The 23,997-nt window shown below is 44.8% G+C and carries 22 protein-coding genes; 11 read left to right on the forward strand and 11 right to left on the reverse strand.

The window, feature by feature from the left end; translation table 11 throughout:
* The first annotated feature begins 170 nt into the window (after positions 1–170).
* The 3 genes from ACFVSW_RS08725 (at position 171) to ACFVSW_RS08735 (ending at position 3,124) form a co-directional block, all read left to right on the forward strand.
* On the forward strand, positions 171–1,394 hold the full coding sequence (locus ACFVSW_RS08725) for a HupE/UreJ family protein (protein WP_387314738.1): 1,224 nt from the start codon (positions 171–173) through the stop codon (positions 1,392–1,394).
* A gap of 372 nt (positions 1,395–1,766) precedes the next feature.
* Positions 1,767–2,792 carry a C40 family peptidase gene (locus ACFVSW_RS08730; RefSeq protein WP_387314740.1) on the forward strand — a complete coding sequence of 342 codons (1,026 nt, stop codon included), beginning with the start codon at positions 1,767–1,769 and terminating at the stop codon, positions 2,790–2,792.
* 206 nt (positions 2,793–2,998) lie between these two features.
* The gene (locus ACFVSW_RS08735; RefSeq protein ID WP_387314743.1) at positions 2,999–3,124 is read left to right on the forward strand and encodes a hypothetical protein; all 126 of its coding nucleotides are present in this window, start codon (positions 2,999–3,001) and stop codon (positions 3,122–3,124) included.
* A 33-nt stretch (positions 3,125–3,157) separates the two neighbouring features.
* Here the strand turns inward: ACFVSW_RS08735 and ACFVSW_RS08740 are convergent, their stop codons facing one another.
* Both ACFVSW_RS08740 and ACFVSW_RS08745 read right to left on the reverse strand, forming a co-directional pair.
* Positions 3,158–3,613, reverse strand: coding sequence for a VOC family protein (locus ACFVSW_RS08740; protein ID WP_387315129.1), 456 nt, complete (start codon positions 3,611–3,613; stop codon positions 3,158–3,160).
* A gap of 946 nt (positions 3,614–4,559) precedes the next feature.
* On the reverse strand, positions 4,560–4,922 hold the full coding sequence (locus ACFVSW_RS08745) for a DUF4181 domain-containing protein (protein WP_387314745.1): 363 nt from the start codon (positions 4,920–4,922) through the stop codon (positions 4,560–4,562).
* A gap of 456 nt (positions 4,923–5,378) precedes the next feature.
* Between ACFVSW_RS08745 and ACFVSW_RS08750 the strand changes: the two genes are divergently transcribed.
* Together ACFVSW_RS08750 and ACFVSW_RS08755 are read left to right on the forward strand one after the other, a co-directional pair.
* Positions 5,379–7,004, forward strand: coding sequence for an SWIM zinc finger family protein (locus ACFVSW_RS08750; RefSeq protein WP_387314747.1), 1,626 nt, complete (start codon positions 5,379–5,381; stop codon positions 7,002–7,004).
* A 441-nt stretch (positions 7,005–7,445) separates the two neighbouring features.
* Positions 7,446–10,523 carry a DEAD/DEAH box helicase gene (locus ACFVSW_RS08755; protein WP_387314749.1) on the forward strand — a complete coding sequence of 1,026 codons (3,078 nt, stop codon included), beginning with the start codon at positions 7,446–7,448 and terminating at the stop codon, positions 10,521–10,523.
* Positions 10,524–10,930: 407 nt separating this feature from the next.
* Here ACFVSW_RS08755 and ACFVSW_RS08760 read toward each other — a convergent pair whose 3' ends face one another.
* Positions 10,931–12,067, reverse strand: coding sequence for a 3D domain-containing protein (locus ACFVSW_RS08760; RefSeq protein WP_387314752.1), 1,137 nt, complete (start codon positions 12,065–12,067; stop codon positions 10,931–10,933).
* A gap of 315 nt (positions 12,068–12,382) precedes the next feature.
* Between ACFVSW_RS08760 and ACFVSW_RS08765 the strand changes: the two genes are divergently transcribed.
* Positions 12,383–13,369, forward strand: a complete 987-nt coding sequence (locus ACFVSW_RS08765; protein WP_387314753.1) for an NAD(P)-dependent alcohol dehydrogenase — start codon at positions 12,383–12,385, stop codon at positions 13,367–13,369.
* Between the two features lie 100 nt (positions 13,370–13,469).
* Here the strand turns inward: ACFVSW_RS08765 and ACFVSW_RS08770 are convergent, their stop codons facing one another.
* On the reverse strand, positions 13,470–13,880 hold the full coding sequence (locus ACFVSW_RS08770) for a hypothetical protein (protein ID WP_387314755.1): 411 nt from the start codon (positions 13,878–13,880) through the stop codon (positions 13,470–13,472).
* Positions 13,881–14,335: 455 nt separating this feature from the next.
* Here ACFVSW_RS08770 and ACFVSW_RS08775 point away from each other — a divergent pair, with 455 nt between their 5' ends.
* From ACFVSW_RS08775 to ACFVSW_RS08785, 3 genes are all read left to right on the forward strand, one after another.
* Positions 14,336–15,079 (forward strand): transporter substrate-binding domain-containing protein, encoded by a 744-nt coding sequence (locus tag ACFVSW_RS08775; RefSeq protein WP_387315131.1) that lies wholly within the window; start codon positions 14,336–14,338, stop codon positions 15,077–15,079.
* A 220-nt stretch (positions 15,080–15,299) separates the two neighbouring features.
* Positions 15,300–15,947 (forward strand): amino acid ABC transporter permease, encoded by a 648-nt coding sequence (locus ACFVSW_RS08780; RefSeq protein WP_387314758.1) that lies wholly within the window; start codon positions 15,300–15,302, stop codon positions 15,945–15,947.
* Between the two features lie 39 nt (positions 15,948–15,986).
* Positions 15,987–16,724: an amino acid ABC transporter ATP-binding protein gene (locus tag ACFVSW_RS08785; protein WP_387314760.1), complete on the forward strand. Its 738-nt coding sequence runs from the start codon at positions 15,987–15,989 to the stop codon at positions 16,722–16,724.
* 513 nt (positions 16,725–17,237) lie between these two features.
* Here the strand turns inward: ACFVSW_RS08785 and ACFVSW_RS08790 are convergent.
* Both ACFVSW_RS08790 and ACFVSW_RS08795 read right to left on the reverse strand, forming a co-directional pair.
* Positions 17,238–18,107, reverse strand: coding sequence for an RNA polymerase sigma-70 factor (locus ACFVSW_RS08790; protein WP_387314762.1), 870 nt, complete (start codon positions 18,105–18,107; stop codon positions 17,238–17,240).
* Positions 18,108–18,112: 5 nt separating this feature from the next.
* On the reverse strand, positions 18,113–19,411 hold the full coding sequence (locus ACFVSW_RS08795; RefSeq protein WP_387314763.1) for a phytoene desaturase family protein: 1,299 nt from the start codon (positions 19,409–19,411) through the stop codon (positions 18,113–18,115).
* A 320-nt stretch (positions 19,412–19,731) separates the two neighbouring features.
* On the opposite strand from ACFVSW_RS08795, the gene ACFVSW_RS08800 reads away from it, so the two are divergent.
* On the forward strand, positions 19,732–19,860 hold the full coding sequence (locus ACFVSW_RS08800) for a hypothetical protein (protein ID WP_387314766.1): 129 nt from the start codon (positions 19,732–19,734) through the stop codon (positions 19,858–19,860).
* Between the two features lie 36 nt (positions 19,861–19,896).
* Here the strand turns inward: ACFVSW_RS08800 and ACFVSW_RS08805 are convergent, their stop codons facing one another.
* Together ACFVSW_RS08805 and ACFVSW_RS08810 are read right to left on the reverse strand one after the other, a co-directional pair.
* Complete coding sequence (locus ACFVSW_RS08805) at positions 19,897–20,121, reverse strand: hypothetical protein (RefSeq protein WP_387314768.1); 225 nt, start codon at positions 20,119–20,121, stop codon at positions 19,897–19,899.
* Positions 20,114–20,482: a single-stranded DNA-binding protein gene (locus tag ACFVSW_RS08810; RefSeq protein WP_387314770.1), complete on the reverse strand. Its 369-nt coding sequence runs from the start codon at positions 20,480–20,482 to the stop codon at positions 20,114–20,116. Before ACFVSW_RS08810 ends, ACFVSW_RS08805 begins: the two co-directional genes overlap by 8 nt.
* Positions 20,483–20,727: 245 nt before the next feature.
* On the opposite strand from ACFVSW_RS08810, the gene ACFVSW_RS08815 reads away from it, so the two are divergent.
* Positions 20,728–21,159 (forward strand): YwpF-like family protein, encoded by a 432-nt coding sequence (locus ACFVSW_RS08815; RefSeq protein ID WP_387314772.1) that lies wholly within the window; start codon positions 20,728–20,730, stop codon positions 21,157–21,159.
* Between the two features lie 119 nt (positions 21,160–21,278).
* On the opposite strand, the gene fabZ is transcribed toward ACFVSW_RS08815, so the two are convergent.
* The 3 genes from fabZ to mreB all read right to left on the reverse strand — a co-directional run bounded on the left by fabZ (position 21,279) and on the right by mreB (position 23,719).
* Positions 21,279–21,713 (reverse strand): 3-hydroxyacyl-ACP dehydratase FabZ, encoded by a 435-nt coding sequence (fabZ, locus tag ACFVSW_RS08820; RefSeq protein WP_387314775.1) that lies wholly within the window; start codon positions 21,711–21,713, stop codon positions 21,279–21,281.
* 312 nt (positions 21,714–22,025) lie between these two features.
* Positions 22,026–22,346 carry a DNA-directed RNA polymerase subunit beta gene (locus tag ACFVSW_RS08825; RefSeq protein WP_387314778.1) on the reverse strand — a complete coding sequence of 107 codons (321 nt, stop codon included), beginning with the start codon at positions 22,344–22,346 and terminating at the stop codon, positions 22,026–22,028.
* A gap of 371 nt (positions 22,347–22,717) precedes the next feature.
* Positions 22,718–23,719, reverse strand: a complete 1,002-nt coding sequence (mreB, locus tag ACFVSW_RS08830; RefSeq protein ID WP_387314780.1) for a rod shape-determining protein — start codon at positions 23,717–23,719, stop codon at positions 22,718–22,720.
* Positions 23,720–23,997: the final 278 nt, after the last annotated feature.

The following is a 23,997-nucleotide window of genomic DNA, read 5'->3' on the forward strand; positions in this document are numbered from 1 at the left end:
TGAAAGATATAATTTTTTTGTAAATTATTATATAAATATTCGTAAATGAAAACCCTTTCCCGTATACAACCACCCTCAAAGTGTGATTATATAAAGGAGAAATTGTTTTACGTTTTCATTTGGGAAATCCAGGAAATTATATTAATATAATGTTTAGGAGGGATGTCAATATGACATTATTCAACAAATTTCGACCCAAAGTCAGACCTCTAACCTTGGTATTGTTATCTTTTTGGCTACTTGCATTTATTTTCTTTCCTTCAAATGCTTCTGCCCATGCCTATAGTGCTAGTTATACAAAAATAACAATGGATAAAAAACAGACAAAAGTCGTCTTTTCGCTTGATACTTTATCTGTTTTGGAGCTAGCGCCCAAGATTGATGCAAACAAGAACTTTATCATCGAAAAATCAGAAATCAAAAAGGAAGAACATCGCATCGAGGAATTAATCACCGAGGGTCTCACCCTTGATAATGGCAACAGGGAACAGACACCGACGGTAGAAAAAATCGAGATTGTCAAAAAGGAAACGAAGGAATTCCTGTCTGTTACGATGATTTTCCCGGCATTTTTACCAGGCGACACCCTCGTCTTTAATGACGGTTTTTATTTCCACGATACCGGGACAAACTACGTCAACCTGATTTCTTCCTCTTATTTGGGAGAAACAAGTGAGGCGGTGTTACAAGGCAAGGAACGGACGTGGACGATGCTGGTCACCGAGCCACAGTATGAGCAGGGCCAAGAACCGCCTAGTGAGCAGGGTGCTGCTGGTGATGCCGGCGCGGACCAAGAGCAGGGGGCAGGCGCTGGTAAAGAGCAGCCGAATGCCGCCGCAAAGTCGGGTACCTCTTCATGGTTTTCCTTTTTCAAGCTTGGCACGCTTCATATCTTAACCGGCTATGATCATTTACTCTTTCTGTTTGCCTTGTTACTGAGGAAGCAAACCTTTAAGCAATATGCAGCGATTGTTACTTCATTCACGATTGCCCATAGTATTACCCTTAGTCTTGCTGTGCTCGGCTTGTTCACGCTGCCATCGCGATTTGTCGAGGCTACAATCGCCTTTAGTATCTGTTATGTCGCCCTTGAAAATATTTTCAGGAAGGAAATCCGCCATCGCTGGAGCATCACCTTTCTTTTCGGATTAATTCACGGTCTCGGCTTTGCCACTATCTTACGCGAAATGGAGATACCAAAAAGTCACCTGGCCGCCGCCTTAATAAATTTCAACTTAGGGATTGAATGTGTTCAATTACTAATCGTTTTGCTGCTGCTGCCATTATTAACTATGATGTTCAAACTAAAAAATTCGAGAAAAATCGTGACGTACGGTTCTTATGTGATTGTCGCCTTGGGAGCCATTTGGTTGGTGGAACGGGTATTCTTTTAGTGATTAGGAACAAAAACCCCTTGATGGAACTATTTCATCTGGGGGTTTTTGTTGGCTTTTTTCTAAAAAAATTGTTGCTGCTTAGATTCGCAAATAAAACAACGAAATTCGCAAATAAAAGCCACAAATTCACTGATAAATGATTTGAGCCCGCTTAAAATACCCAATAATTCAGTCGTAAAGTGTGATTTTTACAACTATTTGTGACTTTTTACAGCCTTCTGTTTCATTTATACCGCAAATCTTCCTTTTTTCTTCAAGTTCCCCCATCTTTAGTGACAATTCTTCGAGTTTCGCAATTTATTATCCCGGTACACTAGCAAACTATGGTAAAATGAGGGCAAATATGAAAATATGAGGTGATTTTTCTAGATGAAGAAGACTATTATTCGCACTCTATCGACAACCGCCCTTTTTTCGACGCTGTTTGCCGGGTCCGCCCTCGCTGATAGCTACAAGGTTCAAAAAGGGGACAGCCTATCAAAAATTGCCTTGAAATATCAGACCAGTGTCAATGAAATCAAGGTGCAAAACGGATTAAAATCCGATCTAATTTATGAAAATCAAATCTTACAAATCGGCTCTGCTCCTGCAACTACAACCGTTACAGCGGTCAAGCAAACCACTTATACTGTTGTCAGAGGTGATGCCTTGATCAAAATTGCCAACCGCTACAATGTGACCGTCGGCGAATTGCAGCAGTGGAATAACCTGAGCGGGACATTGATTCTTGTCGGACAAGTCCTGAAGGTGTCTGCCCCCGGCCAAACTGTGACCGTGACTGCGCCGAAACCGGCAGCTCCGGCACCCGTGACTCCGCCAGCAACCGCCCCGTCCCAGCAGGCTTCTACGAGTGAGTATACCGTCAAGAGCGGCGACAGCTTGAGCAAAATCGGCGTCCAATATGGAATGACCGTGCAGCAGTTGAAGACGTTGAATAACCTGAAGTCAGATATGATTTATGTCGGGCAGAAGCTGAAGGTGTCAGGCACCACTGTTAGTCCAGGTAAAACCGACAATGGAGCAAAAACTGATTTTGCGTCAAAAGCGATTTCGACTGCAAAGAGTTTAATCGGCACCCCTTATGTGTGGGGCGGCAGCTCTCTCTCAGGCTTCGACTGCAGCGGGTTCATTTATTACGTCGCGAACCAAGCAGGCACGAAAATCGGGCGCTATTCCGCAGCAGGCTATTATGACCGCAGCTACTATGTCGACAAACCGCAAGCCGGCGACCTTGTATTTTTTGAAAATACATACACAAAAGGAATCTCCCATGTCGGTTTTTATCTCGGCGGCGACCAATTCATCCACGCCGACGAAAAATACGGAATCATGATTTCCAATCTAAAAAGCCCCTACTATACCGCCCACTTTGCGGCATTTAAGCGGCTCTACTAAAAGTTTAGGCCAGTCTTCTATAAAAGAAGACTGGCTTTTTTTTAGCCGATAGGAATGCATAACCTTCCTATCAGGCATAAGTACAACTACGCCTCGTGAACCACCTAACGGCTCGCCAATCTGCGAGTTTTCATTATTTTACCTGATTAAAAGATTGCAAGATTGGGAATAATACTAGTAGAACCGTAATCGAGGAGGAATGAAGAATGGAGGAAAATAAATTGTTACTATCGGAATTTGCTAATGAGGATGGCTTCGACCTGAACACGTACCTAACCCAATTGTTTGATTATTTGGCTATGGACACGGGGACAGGCACCTCGTCTCACTAAAAGCGGGACAGGGTGCCTCGTCCCATCCTGTTATTATCGTTGAAGCTGGTTCCATTTGCTTAAATGGATGGCTCCATGCTCCGGCTGCGGCTCACCGTCGAGAACGGACAAATATTCAAGCGAGTTCCCATCAGGGTCATTGAAATAATAGGACGCAGCCGGCATCCAGGTGTGGACAATCGGTTCCGACGTGTCCAAACCGAAGTCCGGGAGCAGCTCAATCCCCTTACTTTCCAAAAATTGCGGGATCTCCAATAATTGTTCTAAGGAAACCACCAAAGCAAAATGGTTGGCAGCAAATTTTCCCTCAGGAACCTCCCAAATACCAAGCATTTGCTCTTTTGCCACAGGATCACCCAACCAAAAGAAAGCCACCCCCCTACCCCTAATCACATAAGCAAGCTCTAAATCCAGCGACTGATAAAACTCAATTGCCCTCTCCAAATCCCTAGTATACACATGTGTTTCATACAACTTCGACATCTTCATCTTCACACGCGCCACCCTTCTCTTCTTGAGAAATAAACCTTCTTTGGATTATTTCAACAAACAAGGAGATAATTCCTTCCTAGGATGTGGGAGGGACAGTTTACGGGCACTTCGTTCCGATTACTTATTTTTAAGTCAATTTGGATTCAAAAATGGTATCTTTTTCGAGAAATGCGCAAGGCGCCCGTAATTGCCCGTATGCTCAAGACGAGCCGGACGAAAATGGGGTTTATCGGGCAATGAGACGCCTGCTCATTGACCGGACGAGCAGTTTTTTCACCTTTTCGGGCAATGAGACGCCCGCTCTTTGACCGGACGAGCTGTTTTTTCACCTTTTCGGGCAATGAGATGCCCGCTCTTTGACCGGACGAGCTGTTTTTTCACCTTTTCGGGCAATGAGACGCCTGCTCATTGACCGGACGTGCTGCTTTTTCCCCTTTTCGGGCAATGAGACGCCCGATCATTGACCATGCAAGCTGTTTTTTCACCTTTTCGGTCAATGAGACGCTCGCTCATTGACCGGACGAGCTGCTTTTTCACCTTTTCGGGCAATGAGGCTCCTGCTCATTGACCGTGCAAGCTGGTTTCTCATCTTTTCGGGCAATGAGACGCCCGCTCTTTGACCGGACGAGCTGTTTTTTCACCTTTTCGGGCAATGAGGCTCCCGCTCATTGACCGTAAAAGCTGTTTTTTCACCTTTTCGGGCAATGAGACGCCCGCTCATTGACCGTGCAAGCTGTTTTTTCACCTTTTCGGGCAATGAGATGCCCGCTCTTTGACCGGACGAGCTGTTTTTTCACCTTTTCGGGCAATGAGACGCCCGCTCTTTGACCGCGCAAGCTGTTTTTTCACCTTTTCGGGCAATGAGGCTTCCGCTTCAATAGTAGAAATTTACCCCAGTTCTGTTAGGGAGAAATCGTGTCTAAACGGCCTAAACATGAGTCCCTCAAAACAAAAAGATGAAGCTAATGGTGAATACACAAAAGAAGCAGAATGCCCAGAAGGTAATGATGTATTCCCTTGTCGGGCGATCAAATTTCCATTCCATAAAAGCGCGAACGCCAAATAAAAAGGTAAAAAAGATAAACAGCGTATATTTGTCCATTCCGGAAAAAAAGAACTCCATGATGATCATAGAAAGAAGAAAACCAATAAAAAGGCCTATTTCCACTCTTTTGTGCAGGTTGTTCACCCCGCGATAGAAACCCTTAGGCCTGTTAATGTTTAATTTTTTTCGTAAGATGAACTCAAAAAGAATAAAGAATAGCGACCAAGGAATTAAAAACAGCAGCAAGCTTTTGATATCCATGCGTGAATACCCCATTTTTATGTTTTTTGATAGTAAACTAATTCTTCAATGATTTGGCCTTTTCCTTCTTTCCAAACCTCCCTCTCCTCTAATAGTGGTTTTTTGGGTATAATAAAGGAATATGGATTTTTTTAACGTGTTTACCGTTTTATTAATGATAGTTATTTTTCAATAGAGGGGCTGCGATCCTAATAGGTCAGCCTTCGGGATATTTATTTTTCAAAAAAGAAGGCTGTGGTTTCCGCCTTTATGACTTTTATTTTTCAATAAAGGAGGCTAGGACCTCCGCTTTTACGACTTTAATTTTTCAATAAAGGGGCTGCGGCTTCAGCGTTTACGATTTTTATTTTTCAAAAAGGACGCTGGGACCTCCGCTTTTACGACTTTAATTTTTCAAAAAGGGGCTGCGGCTTCAGCGTTTACAATATTTATTTTTCAAAAAAGGGGGCTGCGGCTTTGGAGGCGACACAACAGATACTAAGCCTGGCCGAGGAGCTTGGCGAATTATTGCATCCTAATACGGTCGAGGATGCGAAGCTTGTGCAAAAGGGCTTGATGCTGTACCGGCAAGGGCTGGTTACGCAATTACATATTTCCGATGAAACGGCGACGGCGACGGTGCAGGATGTGACGCCGGTCAAGGTTCGGCTTAATTTCACCTTTTTGGCGATGAGCGAGTGCTCGTGCCCGACGGAGGGCTGGTGCCGTCATCAGATGGCGGTGTTTTTCAGTGCGTATGCCCGGTCTGGTGCCGGCAGTGTCGGTGATTGGGTGACGGGGTGGCGCGAGCCGATTCGTGAGCAAAAGGCGGTTTCCGGCTGGGGGATGCAGACGGCGAAGGATTTGATCAAGGCGAACGGTGTCTTGAAGCCGGATTACAGCCGCTGGGTGCATTCGTTTGAGGTCAGTTTTGACACGCTCCTTGCTACGAAAAAATACACGAGTGCTTTTGTGATTCCGGAGCTGTTCGGGATTTACGAGCGCCGGATTCATGCCAGTGCCCCGGTGGAGAAGGAATGGCGCCTGCTGTATGAGCTTGTCGGGATTGTCGTGTCGTTCCGGAAGCTGGCGGTGCTGAGTGAGCAGCTCGAACACACCGAGGATGTGGTCAAGCGGGCCTATCTACATTTGTTTCATAATATGATGGATGATGCCGAGGAGCTTGCTCAAAAAATTGGTGTGCAGACGACGCCGTTCGCCTTTGATGAATTTATCGAGAAATTGAAGGATGATGCCATCGAATTACTGACGGCAGCACGCGGGCTTGAATATGAACGGATTTTTTTGTACCGCTTGTTGTGGGTTCATTTTTTCAAAAAAAAGCCTTGGCGGGAAGAGGAATTAGAGAAGATTCGGGTGCGCGGCAAGGAGCTCCAGGATTGGGAGAATCCCATGCCGCTGGCGGTTGCGACGATTCATTTGAATCTTCTGCTCCAGCACGATGAGCTCGCTTTAAAATTGATGGCGCAAATTAAGGATGATTTGTTCACGCCTCATTTGGTTTATTGGATTGATTATTTGAGTCAGCTGAAGGCGTGGAAGCGGGCCGGACCGGTGATTGAGTTATTTGTGCAAAAGGTGAAGGGGTATTTGGAGCATTTGGGTGCCTATCATAGCTGTGCGGCGTTTTCGCGGAGTGCGCTTCGTTCGATTATGGCGTACTGTGCGAAAAATGACCGCTTGGATTTGTATGAACGTGCACTGCTCGCGATGCTTCCCTATAGTTTTGCCGATTATGAGTATTTGCTGTTCGAGCGCGGACAGTACGACCGCTGGGGCGAGCTTCAGGCGCTGGCCGGTTTCGATTATTACGATTTGCCGAAGGACCGGGTGAAGCTTGTCGAGAAGGAGCGCCCCGAGGTGCTGCTGGCGATGCTCCATCAGACCGCCCAGCGCGAGATTGATCAGAAGAATCGCGCCAGCTACCGGATGGCGGTCAGGCATTTGAAAAAACTGCGGACGCTGTACAAAAAGCTGAAACGCGTCGACGACTGGCAATACTTTATCGATAACCTACTCGAGCGGACAAAACGGCTCCGCGCCTTCCATGAAGAATGCAGACGGAGCAAGCTGATTGAGTAGAGGATGAAGATTGGGGCTTTGATGGGGTGGTGTCAGGTGGGGTGTCAGGCACCACTCGTGGACATTTGTCCGCGTGGGGTGGACACTTCGGTGAAAATGTTACGATTCGCAAATAAAATGGCACTTTTCGCAAATAAAACGGGTTTGTTCGCAAATAAGAATTGAATTAGACTTTAATTTTTCTATTATTAGTGCTTTTTAGTTATTTTTAGAGTGTTACCCAGTGCGTTTCCTCTGATTCTTTTCATTTTGGTTATTTTTTTGTTAGGTTTTGGACATTTTTCAAAGCGTTTGGGACTTTTTTCGGGGTGTTTTGGACACTTTTTATATACTTTTGGATATTTTTTTGGTGGTTTTGGATATTTTTTATAGGGTTTTGGACTTTTAGCCATTTTTTAGAAATAAATCTAGTCTACCCCACTTAAAGGAGTACACTGTAAGATGCTGAATACAAGGTTTTTGAAATTACTGACAACTAAAATAGGAGATGGCCGCTTCCTGCTTACGGCCCAAGACGTCCGCGGCCATTTTCGGGCTCCGTCGATGTGGAAGAACCTCGTTTTCAGCAGCCATGCCGAGAGCTTCTTCGGGACGGTGCTTGAGACGGAGACAGTGGACGGCGTTGAAGGGGTCGTGGTCAGCGGCTGGCAGCTGGTCTCGCTTTTTGCCAAAGAGTCGTTTAATCGCTTCATTGAATGGGACTGGAATGAGGAGTCCGAGATTTGCCTTGCCTCCTCCCTTGCCCTTTATGAAGGCATCTTGGAGAAAGACTGGCTCCCGGACTTTTCGCTATGGGAGCACGGCGATTTCCGCTGGAAGCTGCCGGAGCGGGTTAAAGACGAATTCGATCCGTCCTTTTGGGAGCAGGAAATGGCCGATGAGACGACGTCCCAATTCGAGGTTGGAGCTGGCAAGCCGCGCCGGGCGGACAGGGCTTTCGAGGACGAGCCTGCCGGGTCGGACACGGCTTTCAAGGATAATCCTGCCGAGCCGCACCGCCCGCACACGGCTTTCGATTATCTCTCCGATTTGTACAATAACGCCTTAGATGCCTATCTAACCCGGAATTCCGCGATGAAAGAGTTGTTCGGACCGAAGCTCGACTTATTGAAAAAGCAGAACATTTCCGGCGGCGAGCTGGCCCGTTATTTTGATGAGGAAAGCTGGCTCGAGTGGGTCGGGATTAAGGAAAGCAACACGCCGTTTACGATCGGGCTCCGATTAGATGAACCAATCAATGGCGAAGGCGCGTGGACGTTGGATGTTTTTTTGCGCGGTAAAAAAAATGTCGATGAGGTTTATGATATTGAGGGAGCCGCCAAGATTCCTGCGAAGTGGCGCCCATTTTTGGAGAAGGTTGACCGCGAGCAGACTCGCTGGGTGCGGCTGATTCCGTGGCTCGGTGAGGACCATGGGGATAGCGAGGAAACAGCCACGGGCGATTTAGCCGCCGCCTTGATGGACCGCCGTCTCAAAACCCATCTTACCGAGGAAGAAGCATGGATGTTTCTAACCGATGCCAGTGAAACCCTGGTGGCGCTGAACATTGAAATCCTCCTCCCTTCCTGGTGGCAGGCGATGAAAAATGCCAATTTGAAGGTGAAAGCGTCGCTGAAAGGATCGTCCAGCCATCGTCCGTCATTCGTTGGTCTGCAGGCGATGCTCGATTTCAACTGGCGTTTTTCAATGAACGGTGTTGACTTGTCCGAGGATGAGTTCGGTAAGCTGGTGGAGGAAAAACGACGACTGGTTTATATCCGCGGCCGCTGGGTCAAGCTGGATCCGCAGTTCATCCGCCAAATTCAGGATTTAATGAAGCGTGCCGAAAAGGAAGGGCTTCATGTCCGCGATTTGCTGGAGCAGGAGCTGGTGGAACCGACTGGTGCGGAAGATGAGCTCGAAAATCCAAAGGCGTTTGCAAAAATTCAAATCGAATTGAACCGCCAATGGAAGCAGATGGTCAAGCAGCTTTCGGAAGTGCACGAAATTCCGCTTGTGGACGTACCTTCGGGGCTGAACGGTGAGCTCCGTCCCTACCAGCATCTCGGCATGAGCTGGCTCTGGTTTTTGCGCCAGTACGGCTTCGGCGCCTGCCTTGCCGATGACATGGGCCTCGGCAAAACCGTTCAACTCATCTCCTATTTGTTGAAAGTGAAGGAAATTGTCGGCGATGAATTAGCAGTGGTGCCTGACACCCCTCCTGCCAAAACCCGGCGCAAAAAGGAGGCGGATGATGCTCCTGCCAAGGTTCCGACGAAAGCGGCGCTGATCATCTGCCCGACTTCGGTGCTGGGAAACTGGCAGAAGGAGCTGGCGCGCTTTGCTCCGGAGATGCAGGTGTATTTGCATTACGGATCGAACCGCCTGAAGGAAGAAGCTTTTTCCGAAAAGGTTCAAGATGCCGATGTCGTGCTGACTTCCTATGGATTGAGCCACCTTGACGGAGCCGAATTCGAGTCGATGATTTGGAGCTCCATTGCGATTGATGAGGCGCAAAATATCAAGAACGCACAGACCAAGCAATCGAAAGCGGTTCGAAGGCTGCGCGGCCGCCATCACATCGCGCTGACCGGAACACCGATGGAAAACCGCTTATCCGAGCTGTGGTCGATTTTTGATTTTACCAATCACGGCTATCTTGGCAGCTTAGGTCAATTTCAGAAAAAGTTCGTTATCCCGATTGAAAAAGATGAGAAGAAGGAAAAAGTGCAGCAGCTCCAAGCTTTGATTCGACCATTCTTGCTGCGCCGCACGAAAAAGGATGAAGAGGTTGCGCTCAACCTTCCAGATAAACTGGAACAAAAAGAATACTGCCCGCTCACGGCCGAACAGGCGTCGTTGTACGAGCAGCTCATCCACGATACGTTTGCTGAGATTGAAAAATTGTCTGGTTTCGAGCGCAAGGGGTTAATTTTACAAATGCTTAGCCGTTTGAAACAGCTATGCAACCACCCGGCGCTGTACTTAAAGGAGAAATCGGCGGGGCGTGAGCTTCTCGAGCGCTCGAATAAAATGGAGAAGCTTGTCGAGCTGATTGGCGCTGTTTTGGAACAGGGCGAGAGCTGTTTGATTTTTACGCAATATATTGAAATGGGCGAAATGATCCGCGCCATATTGAAAAAGAAATTTGGTGTGGAAGTTCCGTTTTTAAATGGGAGCGTGCCGAAGACGCAGCGGGATACAATGATTGAACGCTTCCAGAACGGCGAGTTTCCGGTGTTCCTGCTGTCATTGAAGGCGGGCGGAACCGGACTGAACTTGACCGCGGCGAATCACGTCATCCACTACGACCGCTGGTGGAATCCGGCCGTCGAGAACCAAGCGACCGACCGCGCCTACAGGATTGGGCAATCCAGGTTCGTCCACGTGCACAAGCTGATTTGCACCGGAACGCTCGAAGAGAAAATCGATGCCATGCTCGAAAAGAAACAACACCTCAACGACCAAATCATCACCAGCGAAAACTGGATCACCGAACTTTCGACAGATGAGTTGAAGGATTTAGTTTATTTGGGGTGATGATGAGGGTGTCAATGAGGGTGTCACAATAGGGGTGTCAGGCACCACTCGTGGACATTTGTCCGCCTGGGGTGGACAGTTGGTGTCAGGCACTGTTGATGCTTCTTTGTTATTTGCGAATAGGTGCCCTTTATTTGCGAAATGTCCTGTTTTATTTGCGAATCATATTTTTTGCAGGACTTTTTGCAGGAAATGGTATGCAATAATCAAGAAAGCCTCCTTAACTTATTTTAATAGCGAATTGAAAAATTGATACATTATCGCTGGGATATTAACCGCGATAGATAATGCAAAAAAAGAGACCCTTCAGCATCAAGCCGGTGGGTCTCTTTTTTCATGTATTATTTTTTAAAGTTATTTCCTAAATCTTACTAGAAATGGCATTTTCGCAGCCTGCTCACAGACCACTATTCCAATACAACAATTTTCACTGTCTTTCTGCCCCATTGCAGTGCTTGTGCTGTCGTTGGCAGTAACACGTCGATTTTATGGCCCTTGATGGCTCCGCCGGTATCACCTGCAACAGCTACGCCGTAACCTTCTACCCAAACTTTACTTCCTAGTGGAATAACTCTTGGATCGACGGCAATTAATTTCATATTAGGGTTGGCTTTAATATCGTAGCCGGCCGCAGTAATATGATAGGAATCTTCAGGTGTGTACGCAGTAGCAGTTACGTACATTTCCTTGCCTTTTATTGCAACGCCCACATTGCTTTTGGACGAAGATGAAGATGAAGATGAAGATGAGGACGAGACTGAGGCTGTTCGCGCTTTTGCCTCTGCTTGTTCTCTAGCAATCTTTGCCTGGATATCTTTCATCTGCGACTCCATGCCTGCTTTTTCTTGTTCTGCAAGTGCTGCTTGCTGTGCGATTTGATTGTATTTATCCTGCATCGCTGTTAAAGCATCTTGTCTTTTTTGCAAATTTTGATCAAGCTCAGCTTGCTGTTTAGCAATCTCTTTTTGTTGATCTTCTAAAATCTGCTCTTGTTTATCAATCTCTTTTTTATCTTGTTCAATCTGTTGAAGGTCTTCCTTCTGTGCTGTTAAAATGCTTTTGTCCGCATCCATTAATTCCGATGCCGCACTGGCACGCTGGATGAAATCTGAAATACTATTAGACTCAAAGAATAGGTTAATCATAAGATTAACACTATTATTTTGCTGCATGGCCACTGCCCGCTGCTTCATAATCCCTTTACGGCCAAGGATTTTGTCTTCAAGCTCGACGATGTCTTCTTTTTTCTTTTCGATGAGTCTGTTCGTCTCGTCTATTTTTTCCTGAGTCGCTGCCATGGCTTCTTTGTTTTTTGTAATATAACTATATAGTGATTCTAATTCTTGCTGTATTTTTTGGATCTCTTTATTAACAACCTGTTTTTCTTGTTCCTTTTGCTCTACGATTCTTTGTTGGTCGTCAAGCGCCTGCTTGGCGTTATGTAGGGCTTCTTTACTTGTTTGTGCATATGTATTTGCAGTACCTGATACACATAACAGGGTTGTAAGTAACACGAGAATTATACGCTTTATATTCAATTGCATACGCTTTCCCCTTTCCTTAGTACTATAGTTATAACAGAACAATATGCCAGTTATGTTACAAAAATATTAAAAGAGTATCACATTTTGTCTTATAACAGAAGAAAGCGTCACTTCTGTGTCATATTTGTGTCATTTTCAAACTGAGGGTCGATCGCTTCGCGGGCACTTGAAATCGCACTGTTTTTAGTATTTTTAACAGTATTAATATTAGTAAAGAGCCTTATTGCTACCGAGGCAATTTTTTTACAGACGTTATTAGAAAGATTTTGCATGAATAGTATGTAATAACCTAAAAAATGTTAAGGAGAAACCTTGATGAAGGCGATTATCTATAATAAATACGGAACGGCTGAGGTTCTTAAACTCAAAGAAGTAGAAAAACCTACACCAAAGGACAACGAGGTACTAATAAAAGTTCAGGCTGTTTCTGTTAATTCTTGGGATTGGGAACTCCTAAGAGGCAAACCGTTCCTAGCCCGTCTTGGGGGGCTTCTTAAACCAAAGTACAAAATACTCGGCGCTGACATAGCGGGCCAGGTTGAAGCTATTGGTAAAGACGTAAAGCATTTATTACCTGGTGATGAGGTTTTCGGGGACATTTCTTGGTGTGGATGGGGTGGGTTTGCGGAATATGCATGTGCTCATGAAAATGCATTGTCGTTGAAACCAGCGAGTATGACATTCGAAGAAGCTGCGTCCATACCACAGGCGGCAGTCCTTGCCCTACAGGGACTTCGTGATAATGGAAAAATTAAGGAAGGACAAAAGGTTTTAATTAATGGTGCTGGCGGAGGTGTTGGCACGTTTGCCTTGCAGATTGCAAAATTATATGGAGCAAATGTGACATGTGTAGACAGGGCGGAGAAATTGAATATGCTTTTGTCTTTGGGGGCTGACCAAGTTATTGATTATGCCCAAGAGGATTTCACCCAAAAAGGACAATCTTATGAACTTATTCTCGATATTGTGGGAAATCGATCTATTTTCGATTTCAATCGTATATTAAATCCTAACGGCACTTATATTATGGTGGGAGGTCCCTTGCTCCGAATTTTACAATGCCTGATCACGGGACCTTTGTATTCTAAAACCTCGGGAAAGAAAATGTCTATCCTGGTCCATAAACCAAATAGAAATGACCAAAATTATTTAAAGCAGCTCTTTATGGCAGGCACAGTAGTACCTGTTATCGATAAACAATATCCGTTAAGTAAAGCTGCTGATGCTGTCCAGTATCTTGGAGAAGGACATGCCAAGGGAAAGGTAGTCATTCGTGTTGAGCATGAAAATGACCAATCTTAGAACTGGATATGTATCATGTGTACTTGTACTAGAGCATAAAACGGCACAATGCAAGAAAGATTGAAAAGTGCGTGATGTTTGTCAGAACTTCTTTTTATTTCTACTCGTCGTCCAGTTCCCTGCCCGCCATTAACACATGTACCTCCTTCTTTTTCCTTGGTATCGTATTTCGTTTCGGAATTACTTTTAAAAAAGTGACCTTGTTTCCTTCTTTAAAGGCAAAATTGCTACATATATCTAAAACTTTTTCATCGGCTAGATTCTTGTCGCCTGCTAAAACATGTAGTGACTTATTGTGGTACGTGAATTGGATGTTTTCATCACAGAAGTGGATAGAAAGATTTTTGCTGCCATCAACGGAGATGGACTGATAGGGAGTATTCTGAGTTGAGTGGGTTGAATGTTTTGAAAGACAGATTGCATCGCTAAAACCGGGTTTACTCGTAAGCTGTAATTCATTATTTCGCTTTTTTTTGCCGATAAATATTAATGAATGTTGATTTTCATCCATACAAATGGTCCTCCCAATATTACAAATAATGACATCATTATTTATTATTCGACGATAATTTCTATTTTCCTGCATTTGGGGTTTTTGAAAATTCATTTTTTCCTCGGGTTATTCGCCTGGTGTGCACCATTTACTCAATTACAATTGCTCATTTTATGCACATTTAGACCTCGGTGCTATTCATTATGCTGAGTTGGACTTTTTTTATCATATTTTAGCGAAAGGTAGGGAATTTGAAGCATATGGGACAAACTTAGCGAATTTATAAGCATTCGGGAGGCCATTTGCCCAGACGAATCGATAGCAGAGAAAGGCCCGCTTTTTTCGTTATGGATAATTTTGCGAATATTCAAAAATCCATGGTAAGCTTAAGTGTGTTACCTAAAATAAGGGAAAATAAGGGGGGAGTTTTTCAGGTGAAATTTCTGGCGAAAGGAATGTTAGTGCTGATTTTGATGTTTTCGCTTGCGGCCTGCGGGAGCGACAAAACATCGACGGATGGAATGAATTTGGTTGATGGCGGCAAGTTTACCTTTGCTGCTTCAGGTGAGTTCAAACCATTCAGTTATGTGGAAAAGGATGGCAACATGATTGGATTTGACATTGATGTTGCCGAGGCTGTTGCCAAGGAATTAGGGCTCAAGCCGGTCCAGAAGAAGTTTAAGTTCGGCGGGATTGTGGAAGGGGTTAAATCGGGGCGCTTTGATGCCGCCGTCGCCAGCCACACTATCACAGAGGAGCGTTTACAAGCGGTAAATTTCTCTACACCATACTACTACTCAGGACCACAGATCTTTGTCCGTCCCGACAGCTCATTTAAAACCCTCGATGACCTAAAAGGTAAAGAAATTGCCGTATCAAAAGGTTCCACCTATGCAGAAATAGCAGCAAAAATCACCGACAAGATTATTTTGCTCGACAGCGATGTCACCGCGCTCGAAGCCTTGAGCAAAGGAAAGCATGATGCCGTTATCACTGATTTCATCACAGGAAAAGAAGCGATTGGCGCCGGGATGAAAATTGCCGGAAAAGAGCTGCTCGGACGCAGTGAACAGGCGATTGCCGTTTCCAAGAAAAACGACAAGCTTCTGAAAGAAATTAATAAAGCGCTCGAAAAACTCCGCGAAAACGGGACGTTAACGGAAATCAGCAAAAAGTACATCGGCGAAGATATCACGAAAGATCCGGAAAAGGAATAATTGTTTCAATGGAGGACGCATGATATCCGAGGATCTTAGAGGAACTGCTTCATTGTAGGCAGCACAGTATCCGTGGTGCCAAGTGGGAATAACTGCGGCGGCGAATGCATGCAAGGTGCATTCGCCATCCTTTTTACCTCCCTGCAATCATTTTTTTCGGCGAATCCAAGATTCAAGTATAAACAAGATCCCCCTACGCCCTAGGAAAGGAGTGAAAGCCTTGGAGTGGCTCAATAAATTTATCGATTCCTATCCGGTCTTCCTAAAAGGAATGCTGCTGACGTTTGAACTGACAGCGGTCGCCATTTTTATCGGCATTTTTATCGGTTTATTTTTTGCCTTTTTAAAAATATCAAAAATCAAAATTCTCGAATGGATTGCCGATTTGTATATCTTTCTGATTCGCGGGACGCCGCTCATTGTCCAAATCTTCGTCTTCTACTATGGCTTAACTTCATTAAATATTTCGCAGTTTTCGGCGGTGGTGCTGGGGCTTGCCTTCCATAACGGGGCCTATATAGCTGAGATTTTCCGCGGCGCCATCCAATCGATCGACCGCGGGCAGATGGAAGCAGGCCGCTCATTGGGAATGAATTTGAAACTGACGTATAGAAGAATTATCCTGCCCCAGGCGCTCCGCCGGGCGATGGCGCCCCTCGGAAATCAGTTTATCATCGCCCTGAAGGACTCTTCGCTTGCCGCATTCATCGGCATGTACGAGCTCTTTAACGTCGCAACAACCTACGGCTCCAATTCGTTCGACTACATGACCTACCTATTGATTGTTGCCGTTTACTATCTAATTCTTGTGTTTATTTTTTCCATCCTTTCCCGTTACATCGAAAACCGCATGGCCATCAGCGACTAGACTTGTTAACAAGTACTTTTAAAAAAGGAGGGTGTCCCTATGGCTGATTCCATCATGGTAAAGGTTGAAACGCTCAATAAATCATTTGGTGATCTCCATGTATTAAAAAATATCGATTTGACCGTGCAGGATCGGGAGGTTGTTTGTTTAATCGGGGCCAGCGGATCGGGGAAAAGTACGCTCCTCCGCTGCCTGAATTTCCTCGAGGTTAAGGACAGCGGCACGATTTTTATTGGCGGTGAGAAAGTGGAGGAAGCTACCCATGACCTTAATCAGGTCCGGACAAGGGTCGGCATGGTGTTTCAGCACTTTCAGCTTTTTCCGCACATGACCGTCATCGAGAATATTATCGAGGCGCCTGTTCATGTGAAAAAAATCCCCAAAGACCAGGCGTATCAAGAGGCAAAAGAGCTGCTGGCGAAGGTCGGCCTCAGCGACAAGGAAAACGTCTATCCCGGCAAGCTGTCCGGAGGCCAAAAGCAGCGGGTTGCCATCGCCCGGGCGCTTGCAATGAAGCCTGATGTCATGCTGTTCGATGAGCCCACTTCCGCTCTTGACCCTGAGCTGGTCGGCGAGGTGCTTGCCACCATGAAAAAGCTCGCCTTAGAGGGGATGACAATGGTCGTCGTTACCCATGAAATGGGCTTTGCCAAGGAAGTTGCCGACTGGGTTGTCTATATGCACGATGGCCGAATTGTCGAGGCTGGGCCTCCCGACAAATTGTTTAGCAGCCCCACTGAGCAGCGGACAAAGGATTTTTTGGATTCTGTTTTGTAAATTTCCCTAGAAGACGAAACGGACAAAGGGTTTCCTGGATTCTGTTATGTAAATTGAAAGGTGAAAATCGAAGAAGCCGCTGACACGAGTTCAGCGGCTTCTATTTTTAGGCTCTGTTATAACTGAATGTTGATTTCACTGTGCTTGAATATAAACGGAAAAATTCCGTTTATATTGGGAAATACCCATATTTCCTTAAAAATAAAGGGAGTTTTTCCGTTTATATTATCCAAATCGTTGGATTTTGTCTTATTTTGAGCAGTTAATCGGAAAATCTCCGCTTATATCTGCTTCTTAAGCTTCCTCTATATACATTAGCCGGAAATTCTCCGCCTATGAATTCTCGTACCACACGAAAACCAACAATAAATAACAACAGAACCATTTTAAAAAAAAACAGGGGAATCTCCCCCTGCGTGTTAATTAAATATAACCAAAAAGTTCAACCTTTTTGTACTTCAACCGGCATTTTCAAAACCGTTTTGCTATTTGTCTTACAGCGATTTCTGTTTTCTATGCTCGTATTTGTAAGTGTCCAAGTTTATCAGGATTCGCCACCATAAAGATCCGAGCGATTTGGTTTGCCTGGAATTCAAATGAAAGCACATATGCAACGGTACCATTAATAGTTAAGATAACCCCAGGGCTGCCGTTTACATCTTTAAATTCTAGTTTATAGTCTTCAGGAAGCTTTTTTAGAATACTTGAGAATAAAGAGATGATACGTGCTGACGTGTATATCGGTTTCAGTGCAGCTGTTACTTTACCGCCACCATCAGAGATAAATACAGCATCTGTTCGTATTAATTCCAGCATTTTTTCAATATTGCCTTTTTGCAGTGCAAGTGTAAACTGCTCGATACTGGACTTCATGGATTGAAAATCAAGAGTGGAAGCTTTGGGACCGCTGGTGATGCTTTTTTTTGAGCGATGGTAGATCTGCCTGCAGTTGGTTGCGGATTTCTCAACGATATCTCCAATTTCTTCATAACTGTACTGAAATACTTCTCGTAAAAGAAAAACTGCACGTTCCACCTCAGATAACTGCTGCAAAAGCAAAAGATAGGCTGTTGAAATGGATTCCTTCATCAAATACAGATGAGTTGGGTCGTTTGCTTCTTCGACAATTGGTTCAGGCAGCCACTCGCCAACATAAACCTCGCGCTTACTAGCCGCAGAACGCAATTTGTCTATTGAGCTGTTCATAACCATCCTGCATAAATAAGCTTTTTCATTTTCAATCTTCTTTTCGTTATCCAAACGGCTAAAAGCAAGGAATGACTCATGGATAATATCCTCTGCGTCCATGACACTCCCTGTCATTCGATAAGCAATCGCAAACAATAAAGGTTTGTAAATTTGGTAGAGCTCAGCAGTTTCCAAAACGGTTACCCTTCTTTCACTAAGAACAGTTCGTTCGTTTTTAAAATCTGCAGCGCGGCCCGCTTCCCGCTGGCCACAGCAGCATCTGCTAATACTTCTTCATGTCCACCCCAATCCCCTGCTATATATATGCCTTTCATTTGCGGTATAGCCGGGCCTGGATTTTCACTTCGTTTCATATGAGGAAAATCATGAACTACGGAGATTTTTGGTAAAAATTGTTGTTCCACTACTTCTTTTCGCCAATCAGGATGAAGCAAGTCCATAGCAGCCTCTAATTGCTCTTTATCTGCGTGTGGATGAACGGATTGGTCTAGCGGGTTATGGTATTTAACCAGGCTTACAACAATTGTGCCATCTTCACTTAGTTTGGCTGCTCTCGATTGATTCGTGAAAAACAAAGATTGATCAAGTCCTAAGGCAAATTGATTATGAGGATTAGGTAATTTTTTCAACCCTAAATCCAAGCAGCTGGCTGTAACCGGAATTGCCTGTTCGGCCCATGTCCGTAGTGATGTGTAGTCTGACCCCTTGATCATTTTCAATGCTTCCTTCGGGGGCGCCGTTATGATGCAGTCAGGGACATTATATAACTCCCCATCTGAGCATCGTATGCTTTGAGACTGTTCATGATGTTCAATTTCTATTACATTTTTACTGTAGTTAAATTCCACTCCAGCCCCCAGCGCCTGTTTCTTTAGCTTTTGAATGATTGTTTCCCAACCTCCGTCCACGTATAAGACTCCGTTTAATCCGCGTTTCACCTGCTTCAAAACTGGTTTTGCGCTCTGGAGTGTTGGAGCGCTGATATAAGTGGTCAATCGACATAATGAATAAAAAATATGCCTTACCATTGGGTCACTAATTTCCGCTTCTGCCCAGTCACTCAAACTTACATCTGGAATGGAATCAATGTTGCCCTTCATAAGCTTCAACATTAATTTCGAAAACACGATTTTAGCTTTCCATGATAAAAGTGACGAGGACAAAATGGAAGAAAAATCAGTCGGAATTGTATAGACTGCATTTTTCCAAATTCCTTGAATTTGAACGGACTTTGCGGCATCTTTCCCCGATAGAGATATCCCTAGTTCTGTTAGAATCTTCATTGCCTTCCCTTCTAAATACAAGCCATGGGCTCCCAAATTCATCAAAACCCCATTTTTATTATTGGTCATCGCTCTTCCGCCGAGGCGGTTTGATTTTTCCAAAACCACTACCTTTTTTCCATCTCTCGCCAAAAAATTCGCTGCTGTCAATCCAGCAAGCCCGCCACCGATGATGGCAACATCAAAGTTATTCATAAAAAAATCCCCTCCTAATTTTCGTTCTGTAATCAAAACGAATGAGGCGGGGCTTTTGTGACATCAACGATAGATTTTTTTTAAAAAAAATCGAAGAAGCCGCTGAACATTTTGTCAGCGGCTTCTTTTTAAAAAAACAGGGGGGGTTTTTCTGTTAGTTTACCCCCTGCAGTGAATTTTAAACCTTTTCCAATAAAAAAAATTCCGGCAATTTTCTGCCGGAAAAATGAGGACGCCGCGGGGAGATGTTTGATTCTCTTTAACTACTAATTTTAAATTCGGAGGTGATTTTCCATAAAACTCGCCAGCAAGCGGCTCAAATGATGCAAAACAGAGGCGATTTTTTTGAATGGGACTGGCATTTACGAAATTTTCGAATGGCACAGGCAGTGGCGATTTTTTCGAATGGCACAAGCAGTGACGATTTGGCGGAAAACACATTTCACTGACATTGGCCATTCTCCCAATGAATCGGCCTTTCCAGTTTAAACATGAACGGGAATGTTTTCTCTAGTTTTGTGCGGATGTCTGGAGTAAATTCTGATGGGGCCTCTTTCCCTAAGTTCAAACTGCTGCTCCTTTATGATCGATTCCAGCTGGCTGACGCGTTTTTGCAGACTGTCGACATTTTGATTGGCTTTTCCGACCATCTTAATTAAACTTTCAAGCAGCTGCTCCAATTTGTAGGCATCGTCATCATGATTAACCAATCGGCACTTCCTCCCTTTTTTGCTCAGTGTTGGCGACAACCGGCTTGGCGCCCAAGAAGCGGATGGTTTCGGCGATCACCTCGGTGACGTACACCCTTTTCCCCTCTTTGTTTTCGTAATTCCGGGTTTGCAATCTGCCCGTGATTCCGACGACGGAACCCTTGCGGCAATATTGGTGCGTGTTTTCAGCGGCCCTGCGCCAAAGTGTGCACTGAACAAAATCGGCCTCAATCTCACCATTTTGGTTCCGGTAGTGGCGATTCACCGCTAGCGTAATGTTGGCGACCGACGTCCCTTCTGTCGTCTTTTTTAATTCCGGGTCCCTGGCCAATCGACCGACAAGTGTGACCTGATTGATCATGCATCCATCTCCTTTTCGCTTGATGGTTTTAGCATAGCTTCTTGGCTCCATGGTTGTAAAACCGCGAAAAAGTCCTTATCAAGGGGTGAATTTACTTGATAATCAGCTTATCAAGGGGGTTTTGGTCAAATGAGCAGGACTTTTGACTCACAACAGCTTTTATTCAAATTTCGACAAATATTTTTCGACATTTGCTTCTGCCTAACGTGTGTTATAATTTAGGGAAAAATAAACAGGAGGCCGCCATGAAATCTTTTAAGTTATACTCATTGGAAGTTGTCGAGGACGATAAGTCGGTGGAAGTTCCGTTAACCGATGGCTTAATTATTAATAAGGAAGACGACCGCTACACCTGGCTGCTTGAGACTTATACAGATTTGTCCCTCTATGATTATTTTAAAAAAATATCTGAGCAAGACCGCGACATCATCGTCGAAGCCGTTATTACCAAAAAGGAAAACGACCCGGCCTATTTTCAAACGAAAATTTGCTCATTGACGAAATTTGAAAATCATATCAGCGTTTTATTTGAGGGCCATCTGCGCCGTAATAAAAGTGACTACGCCGAGCTGTTGCTCGATGTGCTTCTTCAAAAAGGCCTCAATGGTCCCGAACTTCTCAACGAATTCCGTGAAAAGATGAAGAGCAAGCCGAAGATCAAAGTGAACAATCGCTAATGTTTGCAAAGCACAGGAGCTGGACAATTCTCAAAAAAATCGATTAAAAAAACAGGCCTCGTATTTTATTAAAAAATACGAGGCCTGCCTTTTCCCAGTTTCCACATTCGAAAGTTGGTTTATTCCTTTTTTCCGCCAAGTGCAAAGGTAATTTCCGCTTCGCAGGCGATCTCGCCGTCAACTGTTGCAACTGCTTTGCCCTTGCCAATCGGTCCGCGCAGGCGTACGATTTCCACTTCAAGTCGAAGCTGGTCGCCCGGCTTCACTTGGCGCTTAAATCGGCAATTGTCGATTCCGGCAAAAAACGCCAGCCGCCCGCGATTTTCCTCTTTTTTCAAAACAGCGACAGCCCCGACCTGCGCAAGTGCTTCGACGATTAAAACGCCAGGCATAACCGGATAATCAGGAAAATGCCCATTGAAAAACTCTTCATTCGCCGTAACATTTTTAATTCCAATCGCCCGTTTTCCTTCTTCCACTTCCAAAATTCGATCCACTAGCAAAAACGGATAACGGTGCGGGATAATTTCTTTAATTTGATCAATATCAAGCATGTGATTTAGTACCTCCTACTAAGAACAAGTATTTATTACCTATTCTACTATTAATGGTGCACAAAAGGGAAGGGCTTTCTCCCCCTTCCCTTTTATTAATTGGCTCTGTTAATAGTGAATGTTGATTTCCGTTCCAGGCGCGAGCGGTTCGCGGGGCGGGCGGTGAGCCTCCTCGGCGCTAAAGCGCCTGTGGGGTCTCACCTGTCCCGCTGCTCCCGCAGGAGTCTCGCGCCTTCCACTCCAATCAACAATGTGCTTTAACACAGCCTATTAATTATCCAAAAAGCCATCCTGATTGTGCCTATCCCACGCCTATTTCCCTTTATCCACTAAATCACGAATATGCGTCCAGGTTGACTCCTTAAATACATCTGCGACTTTCCCATTCCCAAGCACACCGTAGCCAACCACGGCTCCAGCTGTCAACCCGACGACGATGGATATCATTAATAGTAGAAGACGAAGCCAAATCGGAATCAGGCGGATGCGGACTCGTTTATTCTTTTGAGCTGCCGCTTTTTCTCCGCTTGCCTTCTTCTCATGGGCAGTTACCTTTTGCTGCGATTCATACTTTGCCTTTTTGTATTCTTCTCTCGTCTTCGCCTGTTCCTGGCTTATATTATTTACAGACATTTATTAATTCCCCTTTGGCAGAAATCCGTTCAAACGACGACACCGATCCCCAGTTTGTTCATGCATATAATAACTATTTCTATTTTTTATCTCTTTTTTTAAAAAAATTCCCATGTAATCATTCTATTATAAAATATTATTCCTAATTACAGATTAACTTTTTGCAGAAAAAAGTCAATCCCTGCAAAAAATGTGCAATATTTGCTGATTCCGCCATTTTTCCAGGAGGGAAAAGCCGATAAATTTGGGCAAAATAAAAAGCCCAATGATCTAGGCTTGTTCTGCCTGTTTCATTAGACTTTTTGCGCGATGAAACCTTGATGGCCGAAAGTCTTCGGCACGGTTCCTCGTTCTATTTTTAAAAAAAGCTCTTACCCTAACTTCCGGTTCGGAATGCGGTCAATATTATCAAGCATGATGCCTGTTCCGATTGCCACGCAGTCCATTGGATTTTCCGCCACAAGGACTGGAACCTTAAGCTCGTCAGCAAGGAGCATGTCAATGCCGTGGAGCAAAGCCCCACCACCGGTTAAAATCACGCCGCGGTCAATGATATCGGCAGAAAGCTCTGGCGGAGTGCGCTCAAGAACGCTTTTTGCAGCCTGAACGATAACGGCAACCGATTCGCGCAAGGCACCCTCGATTTCCTCAGAACGAACTGTAATCGTGCGCGGCAGACCGCTGACCATGTCACGGCCGCGAATTTCCATTTCTTCCGAGCGTGAACCCGGGAAGACGGTGCCGATATTGATTTTTATATTTTCAGATGTGCGTTCACCGATCAACAGCTTGTACTCGCGTTTGATGTAGTTGAGAATTTCCGTGTCAAACTTGTCGCCGGCCATTTTGATGGAAGAAGAAGTGACGATATCGCCCATTGAAAGAACCGCAACATCGGTCGTTCCTCCGCCGATGTCGACAACCATGTTCCCACTTGGCTGGAAGATGTCCATCCCGGCGCCAATTGCAGCCACTTTCGGCTCTTCTTCAAGATAAATCTTTTTGCCGCCGCTTTTTTCAGCAGCTTCTTTGATGGCCTTTTGCTCAACGCTGGTGATGTTCGTCGGGCAGCAAATCAAAATCCGCGGCTTCGATAAAAAGCCTTTCACGTTTAACTTATTAATAAAATGCTTCAGCATTGCTTCTGTTACGTCAAAGTCAGCGATGACGCCGTCTTTCAACGGGCGAATCGCGACAATATTCCCAGGTGTACGTCCGACCATGCGGCGGGCCTCTTCACCAACCGCTAGAACGCGGTTTGTATTTTTATCAATTGCTACGACAGAAGGCTCATTCAAGACAATTCCACGGCCCTTCACGTGAATCAACACGTTCGCCGTTCCCAAATCAATTCCAATATCCCTTGCAAACATTCTCTTTTCTTTCCTCCTCAAAGCGGAATTCCACATGCATTTCCTAATTGTTTATTGTATCATATTCAATAAAATTTCCATACTTTTAATGAAAAAAGTTGTAAATATTTGCAGAAAATTGTCGGAATAGTTGGGAAACGGACAAAACTTTTTCATTGTATAAAAAAAGCCAGTTTGAGTTGCCGCTATACTGGCAAATGATATCCGGATCAGCACAAAGTTTGCTTAAAAAAAAGCCAGTTCGAGTTGCCGAACCAGCTGCAGATTGAAACCCTTTT

Origin of the sequence: Neobacillus sp. NPDC058068, from assembly GCF_042885335.1 — a bacterium.
Taxonomy (GTDB): Bacteria; Bacillota; Bacilli; order Bacillales; family Cytobacillaceae; genus Neobacillus.

What these genes read in the sequence shown, in the direction of transcription:
- ACFVSW_RS08745 (WP_387314745.1), bottom strand. Translation starts at nt 4,922, where the DNA reads ATGGATATCAAAAGCTTGCTGCTGTTTTTAATTCCTTGGTCGCTATTC.
- ACFVSW_RS08765 (WP_387314753.1), top strand. Translation starts at nt 12,383, where the DNA reads ATGAAGGCGATTATCTATAATAAATACGGAACGGCTGAGGTTCTTAAA.
- ACFVSW_RS08775 (WP_387315131.1), top strand. Translation starts at nt 14,336, where the DNA reads ATGTTTTCGCTTGCGGCCTGCGGGAGCGACAAAACATCGACGGATGGA.
- ACFVSW_RS08810 (WP_387314770.1), bottom strand. Translation starts at nt 20,482, where the DNA reads ATGATCAATCAGGTCACACTTGTCGGTCGATTGGCCAGGGACCCGGAA.
- ACFVSW_RS08755 (WP_387314749.1), top strand. Translation starts at nt 7,446, where the DNA reads ATGCTGAATACAAGGTTTTTGAAATTACTGACAACTAAAATAGGAGAT.
- ACFVSW_RS08730 (WP_387314740.1), top strand. Translation starts at nt 1,767, where the DNA reads ATGAAGAAGACTATTATTCGCACTCTATCGACAACCGCCCTTTTTTCG.
- ACFVSW_RS08825 (WP_387314778.1), bottom strand. Translation starts at nt 22,346, where the DNA reads ATGTCTGTAAATAATATAAGCCAGGAACAGGCGAAGACGAGAGAAGAA.
- ACFVSW_RS08725 (WP_387314738.1), top strand. Translation starts at nt 171, where the DNA reads ATGACATTATTCAACAAATTTCGACCCAAAGTCAGACCTCTAACCTTG.
- mreB (WP_387314780.1), bottom strand. Translation starts at nt 23,719, where the DNA reads ATGTTTGCAAGGGATATTGGAATTGATTTGGGAACGGCGAACGTGTTG.
- ACFVSW_RS08800 (WP_387314766.1), top strand. Translation starts at nt 19,732, where the DNA reads ATGATGCAAAACAGAGGCGATTTTTTTGAATGGGACTGGCATTTACGA.
- ACFVSW_RS08760 (WP_387314752.1), bottom strand. Translation starts at nt 12,067, where the DNA reads ATGCAATTGAATATAAAGCGTATAATTCTCGTGTTACTTACAACCCTG.
- ACFVSW_RS08795 (WP_387314763.1), bottom strand. Translation starts at nt 19,411, where the DNA reads ATGAATAACTTTGATGTTGCCATCATCGGTGGCGGGCTTGCTGGATTG.
- ACFVSW_RS08735 (WP_387314743.1), top strand. Translation starts at nt 2,999, where the DNA reads ATGGAGGAAAATAAATTGTTACTATCGGAATTTGCTAATGAGGATGGC.
- fabZ (WP_387314775.1), bottom strand. Translation starts at nt 21,713, where the DNA reads ATGCTTGATATTGATCAAATTAAAGAAATTATCCCGCACCGTTATCCG.
- ACFVSW_RS08770 (WP_387314755.1), bottom strand. Translation starts at nt 13,880, where the DNA reads ATGGATGAAAATCAACATTCATTAATATTTATCGGCAAAAAAAAGCGA.
- ACFVSW_RS08815 (WP_387314772.1), top strand. Translation starts at nt 20,728, where the DNA reads ATGAAATCTTTTAAGTTATACTCATTGGAAGTTGTCGAGGACGATAAG.
- ACFVSW_RS08785 (WP_387314760.1), top strand. Translation starts at nt 15,987, where the DNA reads ATGGCTGATTCCATCATGGTAAAGGTTGAAACGCTCAATAAATCATTT.
- ACFVSW_RS08740 (WP_387315129.1), bottom strand. Translation starts at nt 3,613, where the DNA reads ATGAAGATGTCGAAGTTGTATGAAACACATGTGTATACTAGGGATTTG.